The organism is Brevibacterium linens, assembly GCF_003999335.1.
GTDB classification, from domain to species: domain Bacteria; phylum Actinomycetota; class Actinomycetes; order Actinomycetales; family Brevibacteriaceae; genus Brevibacterium; species Brevibacterium linens.
The window spans coordinates 1,012,274-1,038,093 of sequence record NZ_CP026734.1; the positions used below are offsets into that span (position 1 = coordinate 1,012,274).

Below are 25,820 nucleotides of genomic sequence, written 5' to 3' on the forward strand. Positions count from 1 at the left end.
TCCATGATGACCGAGCTCGAACCACAGGAGAGAAAGCGCCTGTGGTTCGAGCTCGGCCTCATTGCGGCCCTGTCGCTGGGCCAGTCGGCCGTCTATGCAATCGTGCGCCTGGCCGATATCGCCACCCGTGGGCCGATCAGCGACGCCCAGGCGAAGCTCAATACCTCGATCTCGCCCCGGCCGGGTTTCGACCTCATCTACCAGCTTCTCGACATCGGCTTCACCCTCGTTCCCGTCGCCCTCGCGATCTACCTGCTCAGCCGAGACCGGCCGGCGCAGCCGCTGTCGACCCGACTCGGAGTCGACGGGCACCGAGGGCGCGACCTCGGCCACGGTGTCCTCATCTTCCTCATCATCGGCATCGGCACCCTCGGGGTGTACGGGGGCGGCAGGGCACTGGGGATCACGGCCGAGATCCAGCCGTCCAACCTCGGCGATCATTGGTGGACGATTCCCGTCCTGCTGCTCTCGGCCGCGAAGAACGGGATCGTCGAAGAGGTCATCATCTTCGGTTTCGGGTGGCTGCGACTGCGGCAGCTGGGGTTCGGGCCCTGGCCTATCATCATCTCCCTGGCTCTCTTCCGCGCCAGCTACCACCTCTATCAGGGCATCGGCCCGTTCATCGGCAACGTCGCCATGGGCATCATCTTCGGCTGGTATTTCCTGCGCAAGGGCAGACTCATGCCGCTGGTGTGGGCGCATGTCATCATCGACGCCGTCGGATTCCTCGCCCCGGGAGTGCTCGCCCTCGTCGACATCGGCTGAGTGTGCCAGGGTTCACCCTGTGTTCACACATGGGTTGAACTCGGGTCAGGTGTCGGTGACAGTCTCGACCGGGTGAGCCCTCCGGTATCGGACCGTGTCGTCGGGCTGTCGGAGGGAGCCGGAATCATGATGCGAGGAGAGAAGCAATGAGAACATTCCTACCGATGGCCGATCACGTACGCGGTAAGCGCAGCGCCGTCACCTGCGCCCTCAAATGCGACAACGCGTGTCTCAAGGCCACCTGCAACACCTCGTCGAACGGCTACTTCCGTGACATCGTCGACGCCAAGCTCAGCCGTCGCGCCGTCCTCGGCGCCTCTGCCGCGGGAGCCCTGGCGCTCGCCGTGACCACCGCCCCCAGCCCGACCGCCGGCAGCGCCGCTGCGGCCGGACACGGCACGCTGAAGTTCTCCGCCATCGACCCCGTTCACCACGAAGTCGATGAGTTCATCGTTCCGCAGGGCTACTCCTGGCATCCGATCGTCCGGTGGGGCGACCCGCTGTTCCCCGACTCTCCCAAATTCGATCCGGAGAACCAGAGCCCCGAAGCGCAGCGTCGCCAGTTCGGCTACAACAACGACTTCCTGTCCATCCAGGTCGACGAGTCCGACGAGAACCGGGCACTGCTCTTCGCCAACCAGGAGTACACGAACGACGAGATCATGTACCCGGAGTCGATGGCCGCAGCCGACAAGCGCGCCATCAGCCGGCAGGCGCACGGTCTGACCGTCGTCGAGCTCGAACGCCGCCACAAGAACTCCCCGTGGTCGGTCGACGTCAACGGGACGAAGAACCGTCGCTTCCTCATCGACACCGAATACGAGTTCACCGGTCCCGCCGCGGGCTCCGACCTGCTGCGGACGAAGGACTACCCGCAGGGCGACAAGGCTCAGGGCACTCTGGGCAACTGCTCGGGCGGACTCACCCCATGGGGAACAGTCGTCTCCGGCGAAGAGAACTTCAACTCCTACTTCAAGGCCCAGGGCACCTCGGCCGCCGACAAGCGCTACGGGCTCGACAGCGAAGACTCGGCCAACGGCTGGGAGAACGATGTCGACCGCTTCGACACGAACAACCCCGGGTATGCCAATGAGGCGAACCGCTTCGGCTGGATCGTCGAGGTCGACCCGTGGGATCCGGAATCGACTCCCGTCAAGCACACGAACATGGGGCGGTTCAAGCACGAGGGCGCCAACGTCACGATCTCCGACTCCGGTCATGCCGTCGCCTATATGGGTGACGACGAGAGGTTCGACTACCTCTACAAGTTCGTCTCGAAGGACACCTTCATCGAAGGCGATCGCGAACACAACAAGACGCTGCTGACCGACGGCGACCTCTATGTCGCGAAGTTCACCGGCAACTCCCCGAAGTCCGAGATCGACGGCAGCGGTGACGTGCCCTCCGACGGCGAGTTCGATGGCAGCGGACAGTGGCTTCCGCTGGTCAAGGACGGCAAGTCGCAGGTGTCCGGCTTCTCCGTCGACGAAGTCCTCGTCAACACCCGTCTGGCCGCGGACAAGGTCGGACCGACGAAGATGGACCGCTGCGAGGACGTCGAACCCAACCCGGTCAACGGGCGGATCTACGTCGCCTGCACGAACAACTCCGACCGCGGAACCTCCGGCAAGGCCGGAGTCGACGAGGCCAATCCGCGCACGGAGAACCGCGACGGCCATATCGTCGAGATCACCGAACGCTCCGGCGACCACACCGGGACGGACTTCGACTGGACCCTGCTGCTCGTCTGCGGAGACCCGAAACAGGGCGATGCCACATACTTCTCGGGATTCCCCGCCGATCAGGTCTCACCGATCTCCTGCCCGGACAACGTCGCCTTCGACTCGGCGGGCAATCTGTGGATCTCCACCGACGGGGCTCCCGACGGCATCGGCTACTGTGACGGCCTCTTCAAGGTGACAATTGAGGGCAAGCAGCGCGGCCGAGTCGAACAGTTCCTGTCGGTGCCGCGTGAGGCCGAGGTCTGCGGACCGCTCATCCACGACGAATACCGCTCCGCCTTCGTCGCCGTCCAGCACCCCGGCGAAGACGGATCCTATTCCGACCAGCATTCGCAGTTCCCCGACTACGTCGACTCCACCGACGTGAAGAAGGGAGTGGCCGCGATGCCGCGCCCGACAGTCGTCCAGGTCATCAAGGGCCAGGGCAACGGCGGAGGCAAAGGCAAGGGGCACGGAAACGGCAAGGGGCACGGCCGCGACAAGTGAGTCCCGCAGCCGATAGTCAGCGGCTGCGCTCGAAAAGAGTTCAGGACGATCTGTGCGGGTTTCTCAAGGGAAACTCCGCACAGATCGTCCTGAACTCCGTTGTGCTGCGGCGCAGAGTCGTGCTGCGGCGCAGAGTCGTGCTGCGGCACAGGGCCCCACCGGTTCACCAGCGAACCGGCAGAGTGCCCTGAACAAGACGGCCCTGAATAGCCGCCCGGCAGGGTCTCAGATGGTGACGGCGCCGTTCTCCGTGTTGAAGCTCACCGACATGATGCCCGGCGTCCCATGGGGTGCGGACCAGTCGATGTTGATCTCCGAGATCGGCTTGGCATCCTGAGTGCCCAGCCAGTCGCGCAGACGGTCGCGGTCCCCGGCGATCTGCAGGGTGTCGATGTCGACTCCCGCATTCGTCTTGTACGTCGACGGGTGCTGCGAGGAGTCGGCGGACCACTTGATGAAGAACGGCAGCTGGGGATCGGCGATGAGCCCCTTGACGCCGATCTGCAGCCACTTGAGTTCCAAACCGGACTCCGGCGTGCGATTGCCGTCGACGGCCTTGCGTTCGAGACGGGATTCGACTGCGGTGAGATCGTCGACCGAGACGCACCAGCCCATCCAGCCGCCGCCGAGCTCGGAACGAGCCCGGACCGCCTGACCGAAGGGCGTCGAGAGAGCGGCCGGATGCTCCAAGGCTTCCACGACTTCGAGGTAATGGCCGTTCGCTAAGGGGAAGATGAGGTTTCTGGTGCCGAATCGAGGATGCACACCGCCGTCGTAGGGAACCACACCGAGCTTCTCCGAGATCCGCTCGGCGGTCGCACGATAGCCGTCAGGTTCACTGGCGTATGACACATGATCGAGTTTCATGACTCGACAATCGCATAACCTGGCTCACACTGCCCCTTAGGGTCACCTAAGAAATCGTGATGGTCGTCACGCTCGGGCAACGGTAGAGGAACATGCGAAACCGCCCGGATGAGATCATCCGGGCGGTCGAGAGAGAATCGCTTCGCGCTGAGACTTCAGCACTTCACAGAAGGCGAAGTCGGCTCAGTGGCCCTCGGCCTTGAGACGTTCGATGGAGGCGTTGATCTCGGCCTCGGCGGCTTCGCGACCGGCCCAGCTCGACCCCTTGACGTACTTGCCGGGTTCGAGATCCTTGTACCGGCTGAAGAAGTGCTCGATCGAGTCGAGCATGAACTGGTCCACATCCGAGATGTCGGTGTAGGAGTCCCAACGGGGATCTCCGGCGGGGACAGCGAGAACCTTGTCGTCGCCGCCGGCCTCGTCTTCCATCTGGAACATGCCGATCGGGCGGATGTCGACGAGCACACCGGGGAACAGCGGCTCCGGCAGCAGTACGAGCACATCGAGAGGGTCGCCGTCGTTGCCGAGAGTGTCCTCGATATAGCCGTAGTCGGCAGGGTACTGCATCGAGGTGTAGAGGTAGCGATCGAGCTTGACCCGACCGGTCTCATGATCGACTTCGTACTTGTTGCGGGACCCCTGAGGGATCTCGATTGTGGCCAGCAGTTCCATAGTGCTCCTTCACGTTAGGGGTGCATCACTAGAATAGATGGTACAAGCCCCCGTCACCGCCCACCGACGGCGACCACCCCACGGTCGTCGAGGAATGAGAGCCTGCGTTTGAACGACACCGATGCGCCGCCGAATCCGTCGGACTCCGGCTCCCCCCGCCGCGAACGCAGAAGATCGCGGCGGAAGAGGGGCGGTGCGATCACCGCCGGTGCCGTCGTCCTCGCCCTCGGCGCCTATGTCGCCGTCGATGCCTATGACCTCGTGCCCGGTCTGCCCGGTGTGCTCACCACCGACCCCCAGGTCGAGGTCCAGACCGTGCCCACCCCGCAGGCTCACGCCGGGCAGGTGCCCGCTCCCGCCTCGGCGGTCGACGATTCGGCTCCTGTGCCCACACGGATCCCGAAGATGATCGATGCCGTCCTCAAGGAGTCGAAGGTCACCGGCTTCGGCCTCGAGGTCCGCGACGGGATCAGCGACGACGTCCTCTACGCGAAGGACGAGACGAAGCCGCGCACTCCCGCCTCCGTGACGAAGGTGCTCACCGCGGCCGCCGCCCTGTCCGCGATCGGCGGGCAGACGCGCCTGGCGACGACGACGGACTTCGATGCGGACACGCACACCCTGACGCTGACCGCCGGAGGCGATGTGCTCCTGTCGGCCGGAGATTCCGATCCCGGTTCGGTCAATGGGCACGCCGGCCTGCGGACCCTGGCCGAGGACACCGCGGACGCACTCAAAGATCAGAACATCACCGAGGTGGCCCTCAACCTGGACACGAGCCGCTACGTCGGCGAGGACTTCGACTCCGGGTGGTCCCGGTCCGATATCGCCAAGGGCGTGATCACCCCGATCCGGCCGATCATGGTCGACACCGCCTACATCGGATCGACGAACGCCGAATGGCGCGGCCGCAGCGAGCACCCCGCCAAGGACGCGTTCTCGATCTTCGAAGAAGAGCTGAAGAAGACCGGGATCACCGTCACCGCGGAGGCCGACGAGTCCGAAACCGAGACGCCGTCCGAGAACCCGATGGAACTCGCCCGGGTGGAGTCGGCGACGATCTCCGAGATCGTCGAATACGCGCTCGTGCACAGCGACAACGTCGTCGCTGAGGTGCTCGGCAATGAGGTTGCCATCGCCCAAGGCAGGGACGGCAGCCTGGAGAACGGTCCGAAGGCGGTCCTGGAGGCTCTCGGCGACTCCGTCGATCTCGGGCGCACCCACCTCGTCGACACATCGGGGCTGTCCTATGACAACCGGATCGCCCCACACGATCTCACGACCGTCCTGCAGGCCTCGGTCGTCGCCAATGACTCTCTGGCCGGGCTCGTCAGCTACTTTCCCGTCGGCGGACTCACCGGCACCCTGCATGACCGCTTCCTCGACGAGAAGAATGCCTCCGGGGTGGTGCATGCGAAGACCGGAACGCTGTCGACCGTGACTTCTCTGGCCGGGGGAGTGCTCGACGGGGAGGGACGTTACCTCGTATTCTCCATCCAGATCGACGATGTGGATAAGGATAAGATCTTGGAAGCCAAAAAGACTGTGGACGATATCGTCACAGCCCTCGCGAACTGCGGCTGCCGATGATCATCGACGAGGGATTCGCCGCCCGCACCGCCCGTGAGCTCGTCTCCGCGGCGAAGGTCCCCGAACCGGGTGTGCTCGAGACACTCGTCGAGGGCATGAAGGACAATGCGCTGACGGCTCAGGACCTCGTCCTCGATTCGTTCCTGCTGCCGCCGGAGCACGCCGATGCTGTGCGCGGGCGGCTCGCCGCCGGTTCCGTGCTCGTCCTCGACCAGGTCAGCTGGGTCAAAGCCAATGCGCAGTCCGTCAACGGAATGCTCGACGAGGCGGCCCTGCCCGCCCCGGTCAGCCCCGCCACCGCAATGGCCGGTGCCGTCGAGGTCGCCGGGGTGCTCTCGCTCCTGTCGACCCGCGTGCTCGGCCAGTTCGACCCCTTCGCGGTGGAGACGGGACGGCTGATGTTCGTCGCCCCCGCCGTGCTCATCGCCGAGAAGGCCATGGACGTCGATCCGCGTGACTTCCGCATGTGGGTGGCCCTCCACGAAGCCACCCACCAAGTGCAGTTCGCGACGGCGCCCTGGCTGCGCGACCATATGCGCACCCTGCTCTCCGGGGCCGTGTCCACCCGACTGACGATGCCCGGAGTCGGCGGGATCGTCGACCTCTTCGCCACCCTCGGGCGCATCGTCAAAGGCGAGGCCAGCATCATCGACCTCATCCGCGACGAGAACATGCGCGGCGCACTCGACGAGGCCACCGCGATCCTGTCCCTGCTCGAAGGCCACGCCGATGTCGTCATGGACGAAGTGGGCGCGGGAGTCATCCCGAGCGTGCGCCGGCTGCGCCGGAAGTTCGAGGCCCGGCGTGACGCGAGTCAGGGCGGCTTCCTCACCAATCTGCTCGGAATGGACCTCAAACTCGCCCAATATCGGGACGGGGCGAAGTTCGTCCGGGCCGTCCGCCGCGAGGTCGGACAGAAGGGCTTCTCCCGCATCTATGCCGAACCCGCGAACCTTCCCCGCACGGCGGAGATCCACGATCCGCAGCTCTGGCTCGACCGTGTCCACGGCTGAGGGGCCGCGCGACGCAGCCTCGCCGAGGCGGCCGACCCTCGACCCGGCGAGTGCCGCCATCCGCACTGCCGTGCGTGCCGCACTCGCGGACGCAGGAGCGTCCGCACCGGGCCTCATCGTCGCGGTGTCCGGGGGAGCGGATTCGATGGCGCTGCTCCACGCGACCGCATTTCTCCATCGTCGCGGTGAGGTCCGTGCCCGTGCCGTCACCGTCGACCACGGCCTGCAGACCGTCACCGCCGAGGTGGCCGACCGGGTCGCCGCCACCGCCGAATCCTGGGGCATGCCCGCCGAGGTGATGCGGGTGAGCATCGATGCCGGCGAGGAAGGCCTCGAGGCCGCGGCGCGCACCGCCCGCTATTCCGCCCTCGAAACCGCTCGGGCGGCGGCCGAAGCCGACTGGATCCTCACCGCCCACACCCGCAGCGACCAGGCCGAGACCGTTCTGCTCGGCCTCATGCGCGGATCGGGCACCCGGTCCCTGGCCGGGATGAGCCCGCTGGCCGGTCGCCTCATGCGGCCCCTGCTCGGCCTCGACCGAGACCAGACCGAAGCGTCCTGCCGGGCCCAGGGCATTGAGATCTGGAACGATCCGATGAACGCCGACACCGCGTTCACCCGAGTCCGGGCCCGGCAGCTGCTGGCCGGACTCGAAGCCGAACTCGGCCAGCCGATCACCGCGAACCTCGCCCGCACCGCCGACCTGTGCCGCGCCGATGCCGATTTCATCGATGCCCACGCCGAGGCGGCAGGGCAGCAGGTCCGCGCAGCCGCCTCGGTGCCGGTGGAGGTCTTCACCGCACTCGACGACGCCGTGCTCAGCCGGGTCGTACGCGACTGGGTGATCTCACTCGGCGTGCCCGGACAGAACCTCGGAGCGGTCCGAGTCGCCGAACTCTGCGCCCTCATCCGCGACCGCAGGCGCGGTCGACTGTCCCTGCCCGGGGACATGGAAGTCGTCGTCGGAGGCGGGCAGGCCGTGTTCCAGCCGGCCGCGAGGGCCCGCTGAGGCTCAGCTCAGCCGCGGCCCGCCTGCCAATTCGCCGCCGGAGGCGATGAGCCGACCTGCCTTGAACACATCCCTGTCCCGTGGGCAGTCCATGATCGCCGAGGTGACCGTGTCGGTGTCGACGAGCATGAAGTCGGCGGGAGCACCCACGGCCAGACCGAACCGGGAATCGTCGACCAGCGCCGAACCGTCGGGGCGATCACCGGCCATGACCTGAGCTCCTCCGCGGGAGGCGATATCGAGACAGCCTTCGATATCTGCGTCTGCACGGAACCCGTTCGTGAACGCCAGCTGCCAGGTCCGGCGCAGCAGGTCGCCGTCACCATAGGGGCTCCAATAGTCCCGCTGACCGTCCTCACCGAGTCCCAGGGCCACGCGGCGGGCGCGGATGAGCGCCTGCGGCAGCGCACCCTTGGCCGGGGCAACCGTGGTCAGGGCCACTCCCGCCTCGGCGAGGACATCGAGGATCCGGGCGACCTCGGGTTCCGGGTTCGTATTCAGTGCGAACGCATGCGAGACCGTGACCTGCCCGGCCATGCCCGCGGCTCGGGTCCGCGCGGCGATCTCCTCGAGCGTGAAGAGTCCCGCGGTGCCCGCCTCGTGGAGGTGGATGTCGATGCCCTTGCCGTGCTTGTCCGCCAGGCCGAAGACGACATCGAGATGGGAGACCGGATCCCGGTCGTAGAGCAGCGGATCGAGTCCGCCGACGAGGTCCGCGCCGTCGGCCAGCGCCGCATCGAGGAGCTCTTCGACGCCCTGTTCCCGCACGATACCCGCCTGCGGGAACGCGACGATCTGGAAGTCGAGGACATCGGCATGCGCCTCGAGTGCGGCCTTGACCCCGTGGAAGCGCTCGAGACCGCAGTCGGCGTCGACCTGTGCGTGCGAACGGATGCGCGTGCCGCCGGAGGCGACGATTCTCGCGATTGCAAAAGCGGCCTGATCGGCGACGCTGCGCTCGCCGGCTCGCCAGTTCTCCCGATCGTTCATGATGTACCCGTGCAGAGTGCCGTCGGCGGTGTGCGGACGGAACGTCTGGCCCATCCGATTCGAATCCAGATGGGCATGGACATCGCCGAGGCTCGGCAGCAGGATCCGCCCGGCACCGTCGATGACCTCGGCCCCGGTCGGCGTCGGCCCGGTCGTCGGTGACGCGGACTCGGTGGCGGCATCCTCAGCGGGGGAGAGGCGAGAGATTCGTCCCTCGGTGATCTCGACATCGACGGCGGGAGCATCGGGGGTGCGTGGGAAGAGGCGCACATTCTTCACAAGGATCATGTGCCCAGCCTACGACCGCCAGGCGGTATACCATCGGAGATCGTGCCGGGCAGCGCGCCTCCGTGGGGCCGCGACCCGCGTGCTCGGCGACAACAGCTGTCTGAAAGGATGACGCCATGACGACTGCGCCCGAGCAGGGCTTCCGACGCTCCCGCGGCCTCGACGGTCTGGCCCTGGCCTGCCTCGTCCTCATCGCCGCCTCACTGCGGCCGGCAGCCTCCTCGCTGGGCCCCGTGCTCTCCGAGGTCAGCGACGGATTCTCCCTGGCCGAATGGCAGACCGGTCTGCTCACCGCTCTGCCGGGACTCGTGTTCGCCGTCTGCGGCATCATCGCCGTGCCCCTGCTCAAGCGACTCGGTCTGTTCGCGACTCTGGCCATGAGTGCGGCCCTCATCGTCGCAGGCATCGGTCTGCGCGCCATCGTCACCGAATGGGTCGCCTTCGCTCTGCTCACGGTCCTCGCCCTGGCCGGAATGTCGATCGGCAACGTCATCCTGCCCGTCTACGTCAAGTCCCGCTTCCCACACCGGCCCACCCTGGGCGCGACGACATTCACCGTCTCGCTGGGACTCGGGTCGATGCTGCCCTCGCTGCTCACCGCACCCCTGGCCGAACAGTTCGGCAGTTGGCGCTTCGGCCTCGGCTTCTGGATGATCCTGCCCTTCTCCGCGCTCATCATGTGGTCGGTGCTGCGGAGCCTGAAATCCGTGCCCGTCCTCTCCGGCCAGGCGGCCGAGCCCGGAGGAGAACGGACCGAAGCACCGCCTCGGCGACCGGTCGTCACCTCACCCAAGGCGTGGTACATGGCGATGTTCTTCGGTCTCCAATCGGCCAACGCCTACCTCCAGTTCGGGTGGCTGCCGCAGATCTACCGCGATGCCGGACTCGACCCCTTCCTCGCCGGGATCATGCTCACGATCGTCACCTTCGGCGGTCTGCCCGGCGGATTCCTCGCCCCGCAGATCATCGTCCGGTCCATCGCCCCACGGGCCTTCCTCGTCTCCTTCGGCGTCAGTGCCGTCGCCGGCTATACCGGACTGCTGCTCAGCCCGGTCAGCGTCCCGTGGCTGTGGGCGGCTCTGCTCGGCTACGGCGGATTCGCCTTCCCCGCCGCACTGGCGCTCATCACCTCACGCACCCGCGAGGTCTCGGTCACGGCCTCGACTTCGGCTTTCGTCCAGTCGTCGGGCTATGTGCTCGCCGCACTGTGCCCGCTGGCCGTGGGCGGACTGCTCGGCATCAGCGGCGGCTGGCAGGTGCCGCTGTGGTTCATGGTCATCATCTCCGTGCTCATGGCGATCACCGGTTGGCTGTCGGCCGGTCCTGGGGCCGTCGACGACGAACTGGCGCCGTCATCCGATCCCATTGGCACCGGTGAGGCAAAGTGACCCATAATGGAACCTCCAGGACCCGCATCTGAGGAGAATCGACACTCGTGGACATCAACGATCTCGGCAATGACATCGAAAAAATACTCGTTTCGGAAGAGCAGATAGCCGCACGACTCGTTGAATTGGCCGCAGCCATCGATGAAGACTACAAAGACAAGGACATCCTCCTCGTCGGCGTCCTCAAGGGCGCGGTCATGGTCATGGCCGACCTCGCCCGAGCCCTGCACTCACCGGTGACCATGGACTGGATGGCTGTGTCCTCCTACGGATCGGGTACCAAGTCCTCCGGCGTCGTGCGGATCCTCAAGGACCTCGACACCGACCTCACCGATCGTCACGTCCTCATCGTCGAAGACATCATCGATTCCGGCCTCACCCTGTCCTGGCTGATCCAGAACCTGCGCACCCGCGGAGCTGCCACTGTCGAGATCTGCACCATGCTGCGCAAGCCCGAAGCCGCTAAGGTCGACATCGACGTCAGGTACGTCGGCTTCGACGTGCCCAACGAGTTCGTCATCGGCTATGGCCTGGACTATGCGGAGAAGTACCGCAACGTGCCGTTCGTCGCGACGCTGGCTCAGCACGTCTACAGCTGAACCGACTGCACCGCTTTTTACGCCCGCGGCGAACCCGGGCCGCCTCCGGGGACTGTGACGGAACAGATCCGGTCCGCATTCGGGCTATCGGGGTGCGAAGTACTAGGCTGTGGGGGATGTTCCCAGGCAGCCTCGGTAGCCTGAAACGGTTGCCCACATCTTTTTCCTGAGAGGACTTATGGCCGAGTCGAACAAACGTCGCCCCCTGCTGAACAAGGCGACGAAGGGCCCATTGGTCTGGATCGTCCTGGCACTGCTCGTCGTATCGATCGGTGCTCTGCTGTTCAGCCAGTCCGGGTTCAGCCAGATCGACACCGAACAGGGTCTGCAGCTGCTCAAAGACGACAAGGTCGAACAGGCCAAGATCGTCGACAAGGACCAGCGCGTCGACCTCACTCTCAAGGACGACTACACAGTCGACGACAAGGACTTCGGCAAGAAAGTCCAGTTCTTCTACGTCGAACAGCGCGGCGAGCAGGTCGTCAAAGCCGTCGACTCCGCCGCCCCGGACAAGGGCTTCACCGACGAGGTTCCCAAGCAGAGCTGGCTGATGTCGCTGCTGGGCACGCTCATCCCGTTCGTCATCATCTTCGTCGTCTTCTGGTTCCTCATCTCGCAGATGTCGGGCGGGAAGATGATGAACTTCGGCAAGTCGAAGGCGAAGCTGGTCAACAAGGAGAACCCGGACGTCACCTTCACCGACGTCGCCGGAGTCGACGAAGCCCTCGAGGAGCTCGAGGAGATCAAGGAGTTCCTCGCCGAACCGGAGAAGTTCAAGGCCGTGGGAGCGAAGATCCCCAAGGGCGTGCTCCTCTACGGTCAGCCCGGAACGGGCAAGACCCTGCTGGCCAAGGCCGTCGCCGGTGAGGCCGGAGTCCCGTTCTACTCGATCTCCGGTTCCGACTTCGTCGAGATGTACGTCGGCGTCGGTGCCTCCCGAGTCCGTGACCTCTTCGAACAGGCGAAGTCGAACGCCCCGTGCATCATCTTCATCGACGAGATCGACGCCGTCGGCCGCCAGCGCGGCGCCGGAATGGGCGGCGGGCATGATGAGCGCGAACAGACTCTCAACCAGCTGCTCGTCGAGATGGACGGATTCGACGTCAAGACCAACGTCATCCTCATCGCCGCGACCAACCGCCCCGACGTCCTCGACCCGGCGCTGCTGCGTCCCGGCCGCTTCGACCGGCAGATCCCCGTCGAGGCCCCGGATATGAAGGGCCGCAAGCACATCCTCGAGGTCCATGCCGCCGACAAGCCGCTGGCCGACGAGGTCGACCTCGGCCAGGTCGCGAAGCGGACCCCCGGATTCTCCGGCGCGGACCTGGCCAATGTCCTCAATGAGGCGGCCCTGCTCACCGCACGAGAGAACGCGAAGGTCATCGACAACCGGATCCTCGATGAGGCCATCGACCGCGTCATCGCCGGCCCGCAGAAGCGGACCCGACTGATGAACGACAAGGAACGCCTCGTCACCGCCTACCACGAGGGCGGACACGCCCTCGTCGCCGCGGCCATGAATCAGACCGACCCCGTCACCAAGGTCACGATCCTCCCGCGCGGACGCGCACTGGGCTACACGATGGTGCTGCCGAGCGAAGACAAGTACTCGACGACTCGCAACGAGCTGCTCGACCAGCTCGCCTATGCCATGGGCGGGCGCGTGGCCGAGGAGATCGTCTTCCACGATCCGACCACCGGCGCCAGCAACGACATTGAGAAGGCGACGAATATCGCCCGCAAGATGGTCACCCAGTACGGCATGAGCGACAAGCTGGGCATGGTCAAGATCGGCGACGACCAATCCGAACCCTTCGCCGGACGCGGCTACGGCGGCGGCGACGAATACGGGGATTCGACCCTGTCCTCGATCGATCGCGAGGTCCGCGGTCTTATCGACTCCGCACACGCCGACGCCTACTGGGCGCTGACGCACAACCGCGATGTGCTCGACAACCTCGCCTACCAGCTGCTCGAACGCGAAACGCTGGACCAGGCCGCCCTGGAAGAGATCTTCGCCCCCGTCGTCAAGCGCGCCACCCGCGACGTGTGGCTGGCCCACGACGATCGCCCCGTGTCCGAACGCGGTCCCATCGCACCGCCCGCACCGCTGAGCGAACGCAGCGACGGTGACGGCTCGACCGGCGCCGAGGTCGACACCACCGACATCCCCGGAGCCGGACCCACCGGTGTCAGCGGACCCCATGTCCCGCACAACCCGCCGGGACCCGAGAACCCGAACGGCCCCACCGGCCCGACCGGAGGATCCGGCGCAGGCGGTCCCGGAACCGGGGGACCGGCGAAGAATGAGACGGACGAGGACAGAGGGAACAACGACTGATGGCCGATATCGAAGAGGTCTCCGCCGGCCTCGGCCCTGCCCCCTCGGGGCAGGAGAACAAGGTCGACCGGGAGCGCATCGCCGCTGCCGTGCGTGAGATCCTCATCGCCGTCGGCGAGGACCCCGACCGGGAAGGTCTGCTCGAGACTCCCGGCCGAGTGGCTCGCGCCTATGAGGAGATCTTCGCCGGGCTCCACCGCGACCCGGCCGAAGTCCTCGGCGTCACCTTCGACATCAGCCACGAGGAGCTCGTCCTCGTCCGCGACATCGACCTGTACTCCACCTGCGAACACCACCTCGTGCCCTTCCACGGAGTCGCCCACATCGGCTACATCCCGAGCAGGAACGGCAAAGTCACGGGGCTGTCGAAGCTGGCCCGCCTCGTCGAGATCTATGCTCGTCGCCCCCAGGTGCAGGAACGCCTGACCTCGCAGATCGCCGATGCGCTAGTCGACCATCTGGAACCGCAGGGCGTCATCGTCGTCATCGAGGCCGAACACCTGTGCATGACCATGCGCGGAGTCCGCAAGCCCGGAGCTTCGACGATCACCTCGGCCGTGCGCGGGCAGCTGCGCGAAAGCGCCTCCCGGGCAGAAGCGATGAGTCTCATCCTCGGCCGCTGAGGCCAGAACACGGATCACCCAGCGATGGATCTCTCAGCAGCGAAGACGACGCAGATCATGGGCGTCCTCAATGTCACCCCCGACTCCTTCTCCGACGGCGGACTGTGGTTCGACCACGACATGGCCGTCGCCCACGGCCTCGAACTCATGGCCACCGGTGCCGACATCATCGACGTCGGAGGCGAATCGACGCGTCCGGGATCGGCCCGCGTCGACGAAGCCGAAGAGCTGCGCCGAGTCGTGCCGGTCGTGCGTGAGCTCGCCGCCGCCGGAGCAGTCATCAGCGTCGACACGATGCGCGCCCGCGTCGCCGCAGAATCCCTGGCAGCCGGGGCTCATATCATCAACGACGTCTCTGCCGGACAGTCGGATCCGACCATGCTCAGCGTTGCCGCCGAGTCCGGAGCCCCCATCGTGCTCATGCACTGGCGCGGCTACCTCGATCAGGCCTCGGCGACCTTCCACTACGACGATGTCGTCGCCGAGGTGATGGCCGAACTGCGCACCCGCATCGACGAAGCCATCGCCGTCGGCGTGAAACCTGCGAACATCATCGTCGACCCCGGCCTCGGATTCTCGAAGAACGCCGAACACAATTGGCAGCTGTTGGCCGCGCTCGACGAATTCGCCGCCCTCGACCATCGGCTCCTCGTCGCCGCCAGCCGGAAGCGCTTCATCGCCTCCCTGCTCAGCCCCGATGACCCGAAGCAGGCCGAACAGGCGGCGAAGGATCAGGCCACGGCCACGATCTCCGCGATCTCCGCACAGGCCGGCGCCTGGGCGGTCCGCGTCCACGATCCGGCCACCTCGGCGGTCGCGTGCAAGGTCATCGCCGCGGTCCGGGAACACTCCGCAGCAGCGAACCCTGCCGCGAACCTCGACACGGAGGACAACGGGCGATGACCGGCGCCGAGGCGACCCCCGACCGCATCGAACTGCGCGGGCTGACGGTGCGCGGCAACCACGGCGTGTTCGACTTCGAGAAACGCGAAGGCCAGGATTTCGTCATCGACGTCACCCTGCACACCTCCGTCGCACGTGCCGCGGCCACCGACGACCTCGCCGAGACGATCCACTACGGCGAACTCGCCGAAGACGTCGCCGGAATCGTCGAGAACAACACCTTCGACCTCATCGAGACGCTGGCCGACCGCATCGCCGACCACTGCCTGAGCCTGTGCGAGCACGTCGAAGTCGTCGTCCACAAACCCTCCGCCCCGATCCAGCGGACCTTCGACGATGTGCGCATCCGCGTCGAGCGCCACCGTGCTGCCGGCGCAGACGCGGGGGAGACCGAAGCGTATCTCAGCCTCGGGGCGAACCTCGGCGATGCCACGGACACCCTCGACCAGGCGGTGGCCGCCCTCGACCGGCATCCCGACATCACCGTCACCCGCCGGTCCTCACTCTTCCGCACCGCGCCCTGGGGCGGAGTCGACCAGGACGACTTCCTCAACCTCGGAGTGCTCGTGACCACGACGCTGCCGGCACTCGAGCTGCTGTCGGTGGCACAGGGAATCGAAGTCGCCTGCGGGCGCACGCGCGAACTCAGGTGGGGACCGCGCACCCTCGACATCGACCTCATCCGCGTCGGCGGCGAGGACGCCGAGCAGCACCGCCGGACCCCGCGGCTGACCCTGCCGCACCCACGCGCCCATGAACGCGCCTTCGTGCTCGCCCCCTGGGCCGAGCTCGTCGGAGACACACTCATCGACACCCCTCGGGGGCGGCGCCCCCTCAGCGCGGTTCTGGCCGAACTCGACGACCAGGACATCTCCCGGATCACCTTTGGATAACCGCCCGCGATCTGAGAGACTGGGAAGCATGCAGAGAACCTCCTCGTCCACCCTCGCCGTGTGGGCCGTCATCGGCACGGTGCTCGCGATCGTGGTCGACGTGGTGCTCGAAAGCCAAGGGTTCTCACTGCCGGGCCTGCCCTGGTTCGCCGTCATCGGCATGCTCGTCCTCTCCGTCATCCTGTTCATGCTCGGCTGGCCCATCAAGAAGTGGAACGACGGGGACCGGACGAAGGAGATCGACCCGATCCAAGCGGCGAGAGTGGCGATCATGGCCAAGGCCAGCGCTCTGACCGGGGCCGGACTCTCCGGCTGGTATCTCGGCAACGCCGGGTACTATTTCCTGTCGGCTCCGGGGATCCGCAACGATCTGGCCGCAGGTATGCTTGTCGCAATGATCTCTGCCGCCGTGCTCATGATCGTCGGCATGATCGTCGAGGGATTCTGCGAGATCCCACCCCAAGACCCGCCGGGAGCCGAAACAGCATGAACCGCGACCCCTTCTTCTCCATCGGAGCCGATGTGCCCTTCAACCGGGTGAGCCCGAAGTACGGGCTGAAAGAGGTCCTCGCCTCAATGACTCTGCTCGTGCCGCTGCTCATCGCCGGTCTGGTCGTCGCGATCATCTTCACCTCCGAGATGCCCTGGCTGCACCTGGCCTGGATCGCCGTCACCGTCTACGGCATCATCTCGACGATCATCATCCTTCGGCAGGCGCGTGCCATCGGCTATGCCGAACGCGAAGACGACCTGCTCGTCCGCCGCGGCATCATGTTCCACCGCGCCACCGTCGTGCCCTACGGCCGACTTCAGTTCGTCGACGTCGACGCCGGCCCCATCGACCGCATGTTCGGCTTGGCCACCGTCAAACTCCACACCGCGTCGGCCGCCACCGACGCGACGATCCCCGGACTGCCCCGCGCCGAAGCCGATCGCCTGCGCGACAGCCTCGCCGGACTCGGCCAGGCCAATCTCGCCGGACTGTGACCATGCGCGACGAATCCTCGCCCGACACCCCGAACTCTCCCGCCGAGGCGGCCGCACCGGAGGTCTGGCACCGCGTCCATCCGCTGACGCCGATTCTCGAGAGCCTCGGCGTCCTCGTCGGCATCTTCATCGCCGCGGTCTACGGTCTGCAGAACTTCTTCCAGAGCGCCGTCGAAGACCTGGCCTCCGGCCGCTCCGTCAACCTCACCTTCGCCGAATGGCTGGGCGCCCACCCGCTGGTGATCCTCGCCGTCGTCGGCGGGATCATCCTGATCCTCGTTCTCACAGCCTTCTTCAGCTGGTTGGCATGGCGAGTCATGGGATATCGGGTCGACGCCGAAGCGATCTACTATCGGCGCGGACTGCTGTCGAAGAAGCTGCGCAAGGCCCGCCTGGACCGCGTCCAGTCGATCGACCTGCAGCAGAAGCTGCTGCCGCGGATGCTCGGAATGGGCGAACTCGTCTTCGACGTCGCCGGCGGCACCGACTCGAACATCTCCCTGAAATACCTGTCGAAGAAGCGTGCCGAAGAGCTTCGCGATGAGCTTCTCGCCGCGGTGAAAGCGAAGAAGAACGCATCCGCTGCGTCCACTGCGGCCGCCACGGCACCGACCGGAACCGCAGCCGAGCACGGTGGGCCCGAGCCCGAAACAGGAGCAGCCGGAGAGGCTGAAGCCGGTGCGGATGCGGCAGGTCAGCCACGTGTCAGGGCCGGTGACCACGGCGGCCCAGCCCACGACTCTAGCGGAGAACAGCTGGGTATCGATCTCTCCGTGCCCGAACGCAGCGCCGACAGCATCGGAGTGCGACTGAGCAAACGTCTGGGCGCCCTGGCCGACGACGTCTCCCAGGAAGCGGAAGGCAGCCTCAATGATCTGCTGGCTCCGTACCACCTCTCGGCCGATGTCGGTGAGGAGGGCGAGATCATCCGTGTGCCCGCCCACCGTGTCATCGTGTCCTCCCTGCTCAACACCGGAACGCTGATCTCCGTCGGCGTGATCGTCGTCCTCATCGCCATTGCCGTCGTCTTCCTCGTCGTCGGGATCGAAGAGGCCTTCCTCCCGATCCTCCTCGGCGGACTGCCCGGCATCTTCGCCGCATTCACCGCATTCAAGAAGAACCTCGACAATGCCAATTTCGTCGTCCGCATCAGCGAAGACGGGCTGGCCGTCAGGCATGGACTCTTCTCCACCTCCCGCAAGGTCATCCCCCTCGACCGACTGCAGGCCGTCTGCCTGCATCAGCCGCTGCTGTGGCGCTGGGCCGGCTGGTGGAGGGCCGAATACAACATCGCCAGCGACGGAGGCAAGAACGACGAGAATCTGCTCCTGCCCGTCGGCGATATCGACCAGGCACTGCTCATGGTGGGTCTCGCCCTGCCCGACCCGCAGCTGCCCGCAGGCATCTCCGCCGACGGCCTCGTCCGGTCGGCCATGTACGACCGGAAGTCCACACATCCCGACGCAGCGGCGGCCGAGGGGCTGTTCCACGCGCAGCCGCGCTCCTCACGGGTCATCGACCCCCTCGTCTGGAAGCGACGCGCCTATGCGCTCACCGATTCCCTGCTCGTGCTGCGCCTGGGCATCCTCGACCGACGTGTCGACTTCGTGCCCCATGTCAGGGTCCAGTCCCTGCGCTACTATCAGGGCCCGCTGATGCGAGCGCTGAACCTGGGCACTGTGGCCGTGCATTCGACCGCCGGTCCCATCACCCCACTCGTGAAGCATCAGGATGCCGACGCCGCCAAACGCTTCTTCACCGAGCATGCCGAACGCACTCGGATCGCCCGCCAGACCTACGACGCGGCGGCTAAGAGCCCCCACACCGACCGGACACAGATCCTCGAGGAGGACGAAGGATGAGCCAGGACGACGCACCGCGGCTGGGCATCGGAATCATCGGCTGCGGCCGCGTCGGGGCCAGCATCGGAGCCGCCTGGAGGCAGGCGGGGCACGCCATCATCGGCGTCAGCGCCACCTCGGCGGCGAGCCTCGAACGCGCCGAGGAGATGCTGCCGGCAGTGCCCGTCCTCGACCCGGACGAGATCACCGAACGCGCCGAACTCGTCCTCGTCGCCGTTCCCGATGACGAGATCGCGCCGTTGGTCACGGGTCTGGCCGACCTCGGACGCATCCACGCCGGGCAGATCCTCGTGCACTGCTCCGGCCGGTACGGAACGGACGTCCTCGACGCCGGGACCCGCCTCGGCGCCCTGCCCATCGCCCTGCATCCGTCCCTGACGTTCACCGGAACCGAGGTCGACCTGAGTCGCCTGCGGCAGGCGACGATCGCGGTCACCGCGCCGGCTCCGATCCGTCCGGTGGGGGAGGCCCTCGTCGTCGAACTCGGTGCCGAGCCGATCGACATCGCCGAGGCGGACCGTCCCCTCTACCACGCGGCCATCACCCACGCCTCGAATCATTCGATCACGGTCCTCGCCGAAGCCATGGAACTGCTCTCAGAGGCCGGAGTCGCCGATCCCTCGGCCGTCCTCCACGCCCTCGTCGACGCCAGCGTCGCCAACACCATGCAGAATGGGCCCAAGGCACTGACCGGACCGATCAGCCGCGGCGACGTCGGAACCATCGAAGCGCACCTGGCCGCACTGAGCGAATTCAGCCTCAGCCGGTCGAACCCGTCCGTGCGCAACAGCTACATCGCACTTGCGCGATCGACGGCCGCGAAAGCCCTGGCGATGGGGCGGATCACAGAAGCCCAGGCACAGCAGATCCTGACTGCTCTGGACTGACCGCCGAATTCCCCCGTATGGCCCGTCCACGGTAGCCTTGAAGCATGGCGAACACCGACTCGAAGACACCTGAGAACGCAGACCTTTCACCCGAACACCTCGACCCGGAACAGATCCGGATCCGAAAGGACAAGCGCCAGCGTCTCCTCGACGACGGAACCGACGCCTACCCGGTCACGGTGCCCCGCACGCACAGCCTCACCGAGGTCCACGCCGCCCACGACGGACTCGAAGCCGGTGAGGAGACCGACGACGTCGTCGGCGTCATCGGCCGCGTCGTCTTCGTCCGCACCACCGGAAAACTCTGCTTCGTCACCCTGCAGGCCGGCGACGGCACCCGACTGCAGGGCATGCTCTCGCTGCGCGAAGTCGGTCAGGAGCGTCTGGATGACTTCAAGACCGACGTCGACCTCGGCGATTTCCTGTTCCTGCACGGGAAGGTCATCAAGTCCAAGCGCGGTGAGCTCTCCGTCCTCGCGGACTCCTGGACCCTGGCGTCGAAGGCCATCCGCCCGCTGCCCGGCCTGCACACCGAACTCGCCGAGGACACCCGTGTCCGCCAGCGCTACCTCGACCTCATCACCCGCGAGCAGGCCCGGGAGACGATGCTCACCCGCGCCAAGGTGATGTCATCGCTGCGGAAGACCTTCGCGGACCAGGACTTCGTCGAGATCGAGACCCCGATGCTGCAGACCATGCACGGCGGTGCCTCGGCGCGCCCATTCAAGACGCATATGAACGCCTACGACATCGACATGTATCTGCGCATCGCCCCTGAGCTGTTCCTCAAGCGGGCGGTCGTCGGCGGAATCGAGAACGTCTTCGAGATCAACCGGAACTTCCGCAATGAGGGCGCTGACTCCACGCATTCCCCGGAATTCGCGATGCTCGAGGCCTACCAGTCCTTCGGCGACTACCACTCGATCGCCGATCTGACGAAGACCCTGATCCAGAACGCGGCCCAGGAAGCCACCGGATCTCTCATCGTGACTCTCGATGACGGCACCGAATACGACTTCGGCGGAGACTGGCCGGTCGTGAGCATGTACGACTCCCTGTCCGAGGAATCCGGCGTCGAGGTGACTCCCGAGACCGGTTTGGACGTTCTCGACAAGATCGCCGCCGACAACAACGTCGACTTAGACGGCGTCTTCCGCTCACACGGCAAGTACGTCGAAGAGCTGTGGGAGCACTTCTATCAGGACAAGCTGTGGGCTCCGACCTTCGTCACCGACTTCCCGGTCGACACCTCACCGCTGGTGCGTGAGCACCGGACGAAGAAGGGCGTCGTGGAGAAGTGGGACCTGTACGTGCGCGGCTTCGAGCTGGCGACCGGCTATTCCGAGCTCGTCGACCCGATCATCCAGCGGCAGCGCTTCGAAGCTCAGGCTGCGGACGCCGCTCGCGGCGATGACGAGGCGATGGGTCTCGACGAAGACTTCCTCATGGCCATGGAGCACGGAATGCCGCCGACCGGCGGAATGGGAATGGGGCTCGACCGTCTGCTCATGGCACTGACAGGTTTGGGAATCCGCGAAACAATTCTGTTCCCATTCACCAAGCCATTGGCTTCTTCGCAGGAGGACTCGGCTCAGGAGGGCTGATGTGAATATGTTGGATATCCTCAAAGCGCTGCTCCCGTCGATCTGTGTGGGATTGCTGTTCTGGTATGTATTCCGGAATATCGTCCGCGCAGATCGCAATGAACGCGCACAGGTTGATAAGTACTATTCAGAGATTGAAGTTAGCGGAATCGAGGATAATCCCGAAACGGATGTTAAGATGACAGCGACAAAATCCTCTGATTACGAAAAGAGTGAACATGGCAAGGGAAATGCGCCTCGTTCTCACGGATGATTTCGACGGAAGCGAAGCGGCGGAAACCGTTCGCTTCAGCCTCGACCAGGCAACGTACGAACTCGAGCTCTCAACCGAGAATGCCGAGAAGCTCCGTGAGACGTTCGCCCCATTCATCGCCAAAGCACGTCGTGTAGCCAACACCGGTGGCCGTGGCCGCCGTGCGGGTTCGTCGGGGCCCAAGCGGGACACGGCGAAGATCCGCGAATGGGCTCAGAGCAACGGATACCAGCTCGGTGATCGCGGGCGGATCCCGCTGGAGATCGTCGAAGCATACGAAGCATACGAAGCAGCGGAGAAGTAAGAGGCTCATTCGATAGCCGATAACCTCCGATTTGTCCCGAGGGGCCAGCGAATTGAATCGCTGGCCCCTCGGGCTTTTTGTGCTCGGCCTCGGCATTATCGAATTCAGTGGTCCGGCGATGCGGCAGAACGGCAGCGATGAAACGTCACAGACAATTGCCAGGTACAGAGCAGTTGACGGTCATGTCGATGAATGGTCCCGGCAAATGATTCGTTGAACTGAGCGGTGAATCAAGGTGCCCTGATCCGGGGTTCGCGAATGTCTTCAGCGCATCGAGACGATAATGCTGTTGGTTGAGGTCGTCGGGATCAGTTGTGTTCGTGCCGCATTGATCTGCTCCGGCTCTCTCTCCCCCCGCAGCGGTCTGCAATGCGTACGGCCCCAGTTCGACGGTGGCGAAGCCTCGGCGACCATGGAATTTCGCCGACAGCCAAACCCATTCGGCTCATGGCGAAACCTGCAATAGATCCGCGGTCGTGGTGGTTAGGCTCAGAAGAATCAGAAGACCGAGGAGGATGAATATGTTCGAGCGGTTCACCGACCGAGCACGACGCGTCGTGGTGCTCGCGCAGGAAGAAGCAAAACTTCTCAAACACAACTACATCGGCACCGAGCACATTCTGCTCGGCCTCATCCACGAGGGTGAAGGTCTGGCAGCGAAGGCTCTCGAGGGCATGGACATCTCCCTCGAACAGGTGCGTGACCAGGTCCAGGAGATCATCGGTCAGGGTCAGCAGGCGCCCAGCGGCCACATTCCCTTCACCCCGCGGGCGAAGAAGGTCCTCGAGCTCAGCCTCCGTGAAGCCCTGCAGCTCGGTCACAGCTACATCGGCACCGAGCACATTCTGCTCGGCCTCATCCGTGAGGGCGAAGGCGTTGCCGCGCAGGTGCTCGTCAAGCTCGGCGCGGATCTCGGACGCGTCCGTCAGGAAGTCATCAAGCTGCTGTCGGGCTACCAGGGCAAGGAACCCGTGTCCGCCGGCGGTCGCGAAGAGGGAACCCCCTCGGGGTCGCTCGTGCTCGACCAGTTCGGCACCAACCTCACCGCCGCGGCCCGCGAGGCCAAGCTCGACCCGGTCATCGGCCGGCACGAGCAGATGCAGCGCGTGATGCAGATCCTCTCGCGCCGCACGAAGAACAACCCCGTCCTCATCGGCGAACCCGGTGTCGGCAAGACTGCTGTCGTCGAAGGACTCGCACAGGCCATCGTCAACGGCGATGTTCCCGAGATCCTCGCCGACAAGCAGCTCTACACCCTCGACCTCGGTTCGCTGGTCGCAGGTTCCCGCTACCGCGGTGACTTCGAAGAGCGCCTGAAGAAGGTGCTCAAGGAGATCCGCACCCGCGGCGACATCATCCTCTTCATCGACGAGATCCACACCCTCGTCGGTGCCGGTGCCGCCGAAGGCGCGATCGATGCCGCTTCGATCCTCAAGCCCATGCTGGCTCGCGGAGAGCTGCAGACCATCGGCGCGACCACTCTGGATGAGTACCGCAAGCACATCGAGAAGGATGCCGCTCTCGAGCGCCGGTTCCAGCCGATCCAGGTTCCCGAGCCGTCGCTGGCGCATTCGATCGAGATCCTCAAGGGACTGCGGGACAAGTACGAGGCGCACCACAAGGTCACCGTCACCGACGGTGCCCTGGCTGCCGCCGTGAACATGTCCGATCGCTACATCAACGACCGGTACCTGCCGGACAAGGCGATCGATCTCATCGACGAAGCCGGCGCCAAGCTGCGCATCTCGCGTCTGTCGGTTCCCCAGGAGGTCCGTGACCTCGAGGAGAAGATCCTCGAGGCCCGCCACCGCAAGGAAGCCGCCATCGATGCTCAGGACTTCGAACTGGCAGCCTCGGAGCGCGACTCCGAGATGAAGCTGCAGAAGGAGAAGGAAGAGCAGACCGAGGCATGGCGCAAGTCCGGCACCGACACCTCGAAGGTCGTCGACGCCGATCTCATCGCCGAAGTGCTCGCCTCTGCCACGGGCATCCCGATCTTCAAGCTCACCGAGGAGGAATCCTCGCGTCTGCTCCGGATGGAAGACGAACTGCACAAGCGCGTCATCGGTCAGGAAGACGCGGTCAAGGCGATCTCGCGGGCGATCCGGCGTACCCGTGCCGGACTGAAGGATCCGAAGCGTCCCTCCGGTTCGTTCATCTTCGCCGGCCCCACCGGCGTCGGCAAGACCGAGCTGGCCAAGGCGCTGTCCGAGTTCCTCTTCGGCGATGAGGACTCGCTCATCAGCCTCGACATGTCCGAGTACTCCGAGAAGCACACGGTCTCGCGACTGTTCGGTTCGCCTCCGGGATACGTCGGCTACGAAGAGGGCGGTCAGCTCACGGAGAAGGTTCGCCGCAAGCCGTTCTCGGTCGTCCTCTTCGATGAGGTGGAGAAGGCCCACTCGGACATCTTCAACTCGCTGCTGCAGATCCTCGAGGACGGTCGCCTGACCGACTCGCAGGGCCGTGAGGTGGACTTCAAGAACACCATCATCATCATGACGACCAACCTCGGTACGCGTGATATCTCGAGCGGACTCCAGCTCGGATTCCAGGTCGAGGGTGACACGAAGACCAACTACGATCGGATGAAGCAGCGGGTCAACGAAGAGCTCAAGCAGCACTTCCGCCCCGAGTTCCTCAACCGTGTCGATGACACGATCGTGTTCCCGCAGCTGAGCATGGACGAGATCATCAAGATCGTCGATCTCTTCCTCGAGCGTCTCGACGTCCGCCTGGCCGATCAGGGCATGAAGGTCGAAGTCACCGCCAAGGCGAAGGATCTGCTCGCCGAACGCGGGTACGATCCCGTCCTGGGTGCCCGACCGCTGCGTCGGACCATCCAGCTCGAGATCGAGGACACCCTGTCGGAGAAGATCCTGTTCAAGGAGCTCGGACGCGGTCAGACCGTGAAGGTCGACGTCAAGGGTGAAGGAAAGGACGCTGAGTTCACCTTCGAAGGCATCGAGACCGAGAGCCTGAAGCCCGCTGAGGATGTCGACAGCGAACTCGCAGGATTGAGTTCGTCCGGTTCGAGCGGATCCTCGGAGACCTCGGCCTGATCGTTCCTCACCTTCTCGGATAACGCGTAAGAGTCCGGGGAGTCGGCAGCCAGTCGGCTCCCCGGACTCTTTCGTATCTGGGCCCGGAGATGGTGTTGAATGTGGGTATGAGCTCACATGCAGGCGACTTCGATCACGGGCGGATCTCCGAGGACCACCATTCCAAGCACGAACTGCCCGGAGGCCTGTACCTGCGACGGGCGCGGACCGGCGACGTCAAAGGCATCGAGGCACTGGTTGCTCCGCTGGCCGGGGAGCGAATTCTGCTCGCCAAGGACACGGTGACGTACTTCGAGTCGCTGCAGGAGTTCTGGTTGGTCGTCGACCCGCAGCCCGACGGTTCGGAGATCCTCGCCGGTTGCGGTGCCCTGCACATCATCTGGGCTGACCTCGCCGAGGCCCGCACAGTCGCCACGTCCCCGGACTATCGGGGCAGGGGGGTGGGCAAGGCGATCATCAGACAGCTCCTCACCGATGCCCGTGAGATCGGTGTCGACCGAGTGTTCTGCCTGACCTTCGAGACCGGATTCTTCGGATCGCTCGGCTTCGAGCCGATCAAAGGCATCCCCGTCTCACCCGAGGTCTACGTCGAACTGCTTCACTCCACCGATGAGGGTGTGGCAGAGTTCCTCGATCTGGCACGGGTGAAACCGAACACCCTGGGCAACTCACGGATGATCAAATACCTCTGA

The 25,820-nt window shown here is 65.3% G+C and carries 23 protein-coding genes; 20 read left to right on the forward strand and 3 right to left on the reverse strand.

Annotated elements, in window-relative coordinates:
* Nucleotides 1-3: 3 nt before the first annotated feature.
* Complete coding sequence (locus CXR29_RS04320; protein WP_127364006.1) at nucleotides 4-765, forward strand: CPBP family intramembrane glutamic endopeptidase; 762 nt, start codon at nucleotides 4-6, stop codon at nucleotides 763-765.
* A gap of 146 nt (nucleotides 766-911) precedes the next feature.
* Nucleotides 912-2,993, forward strand: coding sequence for a PhoX family protein (locus CXR29_RS04325; protein WP_127364007.1), 2,082 nt, complete (start codon nucleotides 912-914; stop codon nucleotides 2,991-2,993).
* Between the two features lie 225 nt (nucleotides 2,994-3,218).
* Here the strand turns inward: CXR29_RS04325 and CXR29_RS04330 are convergent, their stop codons facing one another.
* On the reverse strand, nucleotides 3,219-3,860 hold the full coding sequence (locus tag CXR29_RS04330; RefSeq protein ID WP_127364008.1) for a VOC family protein: 642 nt from the start codon (nucleotides 3,858-3,860) through the stop codon (nucleotides 3,219-3,221).
* A gap of 183 nt (nucleotides 3,861-4,043) precedes the next feature.
* Complete coding sequence (locus CXR29_RS04335; protein WP_127364009.1) at nucleotides 4,044-4,532, reverse strand: inorganic diphosphatase; 489 nt, start codon at nucleotides 4,530-4,532, stop codon at nucleotides 4,044-4,046.
* A 108-nt stretch (nucleotides 4,533-4,640) separates the two neighbouring features.
* Here CXR29_RS04335 and dacB point away from each other — a divergent pair, with 108 nt between their 5' ends.
* From dacB to tilS, 3 genes are read left to right on the forward strand one after another with little or no spacing between them, the layout of a single operon-like run.
* Nucleotides 4,641-6,122 carry a D-alanyl-D-alanine carboxypeptidase/D-alanyl-D-alanine endopeptidase gene (dacB, locus tag CXR29_RS04340; protein WP_241241587.1) on the forward strand — a complete coding sequence of 494 codons (1,482 nt, stop codon included), beginning with the start codon at nucleotides 4,641-4,643 and terminating at the stop codon, nucleotides 6,120-6,122.
* Entirely contained in the window at nucleotides 6,119-7,135 is a 1,017-nt protein-coding gene (locus tag CXR29_RS04345) for a zinc-dependent metalloprotease (RefSeq protein WP_101555696.1), read from the forward strand. Before dacB ends, CXR29_RS04345 begins: the two co-directional genes overlap by 4 nt.
* Complete coding sequence (gene tilS, locus CXR29_RS04350; protein ID WP_241241588.1) at nucleotides 7,122-8,144, forward strand: tRNA lysidine(34) synthetase TilS; 1,023 nt, start codon at nucleotides 7,122-7,124, stop codon at nucleotides 8,142-8,144. The genes CXR29_RS04345 and tilS overlap by 14 nt, the downstream gene beginning before the upstream one ends.
* A 3-nt stretch (nucleotides 8,145-8,147) precedes the next feature.
* Here the strand turns inward: tilS and CXR29_RS04355 are convergent, their stop codons facing one another.
* Nucleotides 8,148-9,422: an amidohydrolase family protein gene (locus CXR29_RS04355; protein ID WP_101594599.1), complete on the reverse strand. Its 1,275-nt coding sequence runs from the start codon at nucleotides 9,420-9,422 to the stop codon at nucleotides 8,148-8,150.
* Nucleotides 9,423-9,538: 116 nt separating this feature from the next.
* Between CXR29_RS04355 and CXR29_RS04360 the strand changes: the two genes are divergently transcribed.
* The 15 genes from CXR29_RS04360 (at nucleotide 9,539) to CXR29_RS04430 (ending at nucleotide 25,820) form a co-directional block, all read left to right on the forward strand.
* On the forward strand, nucleotides 9,539-10,810 hold the full coding sequence (locus tag CXR29_RS04360) for an MFS transporter (RefSeq protein WP_101594600.1): 1,272 nt from the start codon (nucleotides 9,539-9,541) through the stop codon (nucleotides 10,808-10,810).
* Between the two features lie 47 nt (nucleotides 10,811-10,857).
* A complete protein-coding gene (gene hpt / locus CXR29_RS04365; protein ID WP_101555692.1) occupies nucleotides 10,858-11,409 on the forward strand; it encodes a hypoxanthine phosphoribosyltransferase in 552 nt (183 codons plus the stop codon).
* A 178-nt stretch (nucleotides 11,410-11,587) separates the two neighbouring features.
* Nucleotides 11,588-13,750 (forward strand): ATP-dependent zinc metalloprotease FtsH, encoded by a 2,163-nt coding sequence (ftsH, locus tag CXR29_RS04370; protein WP_101555691.1) that lies wholly within the window; start codon nucleotides 11,588-11,590, stop codon nucleotides 13,748-13,750.
* The gene (folE, locus tag CXR29_RS04375; protein WP_127364011.1) at nucleotides 13,750-14,373 is read left to right on the forward strand and encodes a GTP cyclohydrolase I FolE; all 624 of its coding nucleotides are present in this window, start codon (nucleotides 13,750-13,752) and stop codon (nucleotides 14,371-14,373) included. The genes ftsH and folE overlap by 1 nt, the downstream gene beginning before the upstream one ends.
* Before the next feature lie 24 nt (nucleotides 14,374-14,397).
* Nucleotides 14,398-15,276 carry a dihydropteroate synthase gene (folP, locus tag CXR29_RS04380; protein WP_101555689.1) on the forward strand — a complete coding sequence of 293 codons (879 nt, stop codon included), beginning with the start codon at nucleotides 14,398-14,400 and terminating at the stop codon, nucleotides 15,274-15,276.
* A complete protein-coding gene (folK, locus tag CXR29_RS04385; RefSeq protein ID WP_127364012.1) occupies nucleotides 15,273-16,169 on the forward strand; it encodes a 2-amino-4-hydroxy-6-hydroxymethyldihydropteridine diphosphokinase in 897 nt (298 codons plus the stop codon). Before folP ends, folK begins: the two co-directional genes overlap by 4 nt.
* A 28-nt stretch (nucleotides 16,170-16,197) precedes the next feature.
* Nucleotides 16,198-16,659, forward strand: coding sequence for a DUF3180 domain-containing protein (locus tag CXR29_RS04390; RefSeq protein WP_101555687.1), 462 nt, complete (start codon nucleotides 16,198-16,200; stop codon nucleotides 16,657-16,659).
* Nucleotides 16,656-17,156, forward strand: a complete 501-nt coding sequence (locus CXR29_RS04395) for a PH domain-containing protein (protein ID WP_127364013.1) — start codon at nucleotides 16,656-16,658, stop codon at nucleotides 17,154-17,156. Before CXR29_RS04390 ends, CXR29_RS04395 begins: the two co-directional genes overlap by 4 nt.
* A gap of 2 nt (nucleotides 17,157-17,158) precedes the next feature.
* Nucleotides 17,159-19,018, forward strand: coding sequence for a PH domain-containing protein (locus tag CXR29_RS04400; RefSeq protein ID WP_127364014.1), 1,860 nt, complete (start codon nucleotides 17,159-17,161; stop codon nucleotides 19,016-19,018).
* On the forward strand, nucleotides 19,015-19,905 hold the full coding sequence (locus CXR29_RS04405) for a Rossmann-like and DUF2520 domain-containing protein (protein WP_101555684.1): 891 nt from the start codon (nucleotides 19,015-19,017) through the stop codon (nucleotides 19,903-19,905). The genes CXR29_RS04400 and CXR29_RS04405 overlap by 4 nt, the downstream gene beginning before the upstream one ends.
* A gap of 44 nt (nucleotides 19,906-19,949) precedes the next feature.
* Nucleotides 19,950-21,509: a lysine--tRNA ligase gene (gene lysS, locus CXR29_RS04410; RefSeq protein WP_127364015.1), complete on the forward strand. Its 1,560-nt coding sequence runs from the start codon at nucleotides 19,950-19,952 to the stop codon at nucleotides 21,507-21,509.
* A 1-nt stretch (nucleotide 21,510) separates the two neighbouring features.
* A complete protein-coding gene (locus CXR29_RS04415) occupies nucleotides 21,511-21,762 on the forward strand; it encodes a hypothetical protein (protein WP_101555682.1) in 252 nt (83 codons plus the stop codon).
* Entirely contained in the window at nucleotides 21,728-22,066 is a 339-nt protein-coding gene (locus CXR29_RS04420; RefSeq protein ID WP_101555681.1) for a histone-like nucleoid-structuring protein Lsr2, read from the forward strand. The genes CXR29_RS04415 and CXR29_RS04420 overlap by 35 nt, the downstream gene beginning before the upstream one ends.
* Nucleotides 22,067-22,587: 521 nt before the next feature.
* The gene (locus CXR29_RS04425; protein ID WP_127364016.1) at nucleotides 22,588-25,128 is read left to right on the forward strand and encodes an ATP-dependent Clp protease ATP-binding subunit; all 2,541 of its coding nucleotides are present in this window, start codon (nucleotides 22,588-22,590) and stop codon (nucleotides 25,126-25,128) included.
* Nucleotides 25,129-25,235: 107 nt separating this feature from the next.
* A complete protein-coding gene (locus CXR29_RS04430) occupies nucleotides 25,236-25,820 on the forward strand; it encodes an amino-acid N-acetyltransferase (protein WP_127364017.1) in 585 nt (194 codons plus the stop codon).